2 protein-coding genes and 1 pseudogene are annotated in these 1793 nt (G+C 47.5%); 1 reads left to right on the forward strand and 2 read right to left on the reverse strand.

What is annotated here, in order from left to right; translation table 11 throughout:
- Positions 1-80: 80 nt before the first annotated feature.
- A pseudogene (locus tag XpruCFBP8353_RS22965) lies at positions 81-215 on the forward strand (IS1595 family transposase); the annotation flags it as partial.
- Between the two features lie 9 nt (positions 216-224).
- Here the strand turns inward: XpruCFBP8353_RS22965 and XpruCFBP8353_RS23650 are convergent.
- Positions 225-683, reverse strand: coding sequence for a hypothetical protein (locus XpruCFBP8353_RS23650; protein WP_133125714.1), 459 nt, complete (start codon positions 681-683; stop codon positions 225-227).
- Positions 680-1793 (reverse strand): VENN motif pre-toxin domain-containing protein (locus XpruCFBP8353_RS22970; protein ID WP_162301166.1); only part of this gene is annotated, 1114 nt, incomplete at its 5' end. The genes XpruCFBP8353_RS23650 and XpruCFBP8353_RS22970, both read right to left, overlap by 4 nt.

Below are 1793 nucleotides of genomic sequence, written 5' to 3' on the forward strand. Positions count from 1 at the left end.
CACGTTGCCGTCTGCGAGCACAGTCGAGCCAACCACGGCAAGGTCGTTGCCAGCCAACATGTTGACGGACTTGCCGCTGACTGGCCGAAGCCGCCTATCGCTTTAATCGCAGATTCCGCCTGCCCGAAATGCTGCCACGACTCGCCACGGCGATGATGCGTTGCAAGCCCTGTCCGGAGCCGGCTCTGCGCATGCCGAGTAATTTTCATGGCTGAGAGACAGGGCTAATCAGGAATATTATTCGATGGCGGAAATAATTTGTTTATTGCCAAAACAAATAAAGTGTAAAGCAACCCACTAATAAGGCCAATCAAAGAGTATAAAAAAAATCTTCTTGGAGCCAACTCCAGCCAAAAGTGTGAACTCCCCCAAATGTTAATCAGTGCTCCTTTTGCAAAAGCACCGTCAATTAAAAGCCATCCAAAAATGGCGCAAAAAATAGCAGATAAAACGTATTTAAAAGGCAGCCTTGACCCTTTCCATTCAACTAGAATAATCATTGGGCAACCAACTACTGCCCCCATGATGCCCCCAAAAATTCCAAAAAAAACAATTGATTCGAACGCATTTGTTTTAGTATAATTTTGATAGATAATTGACGCAAGGAGAAAAAAAATTCCTGTTCCGAAACCGGCGCAAATCGGAACGGATAACAACCTGAGAAATCCATTCATGCCTTTCATTGGCATACTCTCACCTGCCTTCCATTAGCGTCTGCCGTTATAGTGCAGCGAGGCTGCTTTGGCGCGCTATCCCATGGCCATTTACTAATCGCCGCTGAAGTCCCAATTGTATTGGTGTTCCATCCCCAGAGCATCCCAGCCGCCCATTCGTTAGAATTGGATAATGGGCTGCTACCAGTCCCCCATCCTGATGTAGACACAGAAAAGCCACCTTTCCCATCTGGAATTACTTGGCGAATTACAAATCCCGGCTCTAGGGCGTGAGCACCAGGAACCGTAATATTGATCAAACTACTTGTTTCTGGATCTATTAGATGGGTGACATAGCCCAACGAGGTTACGACTGACAAATAGCTCACAACACCATTTCCAGCCAGGCTTTTTCCATCAGTGCCAGGACCTGCATACCGACGAAGTGCGTCAAACTGTTGAGCAGGGTTCCCACAAGAATTTAGCAGTGCTACGACACAAGCCGATGATGTAGTTCTGTATTCATGAGGCTGCTTCGTGCTTCCAAAGTAATCCTCATAATCACTGTAATAAGCTTGGTAAGATGTTCCGGGCTTTCCAGGAGTATATTTAAAACTCTCTACATTGACCAAAAAACTATCTTTATCAATATGTGAATCCAAATAAATAGGGATGCCTGCCGCCATATTTGCCGCCAATAGGAGTGAATTGGTTTCCATGTCCGAAATTGCACCAAATGCGAGCTTTCCCTTGTTATCTTTAGACTGATCAGCTGCGTACAGATCGCCAAAATCGCGCGCGCCACCAAAAATCTGGTGGATGATGGCATTAACGCAATTCACGGTATCACACGCCTTCAACTTCGCGTCATTCGCATCACTCAATTGCTTGGCCTCCATCACCACCGCATCTCGGCACTGCGTGTCCGTGGCAGCGCATTGCTTCAACTTATCACTGATGATCTTCACATCATTCTTCGAGAGATAGTTGTTCTCCACCGCATTCCCAGCAATCCCACTTCCCACCAGTGCATCATTCAATTGGCCGCCCGTCATCCCGCCGGCCAGCGCACCCACCGCTTGGGAGAGTGCCACGATCATCTGCTTGTCTTGTTCCGGCAGCAGGTTCGGATTGAACTTC

The organism is Xanthomonas prunicola, from assembly GCF_002846205.1.
Classification (GTDB): Bacteria; Pseudomonadota; Gammaproteobacteria; order Xanthomonadales; family Xanthomonadaceae; genus Xanthomonas; species Xanthomonas prunicola.

What these genes read in the sequence shown, in the direction of transcription:
- XpruCFBP8353_RS23650 (WP_133125714.1), bottom strand. Translation starts at nt 683, where the DNA reads ATGAAAGGCATGAATGGATTTCTCAGGTTGTTATCCGTTCCGATTTGC.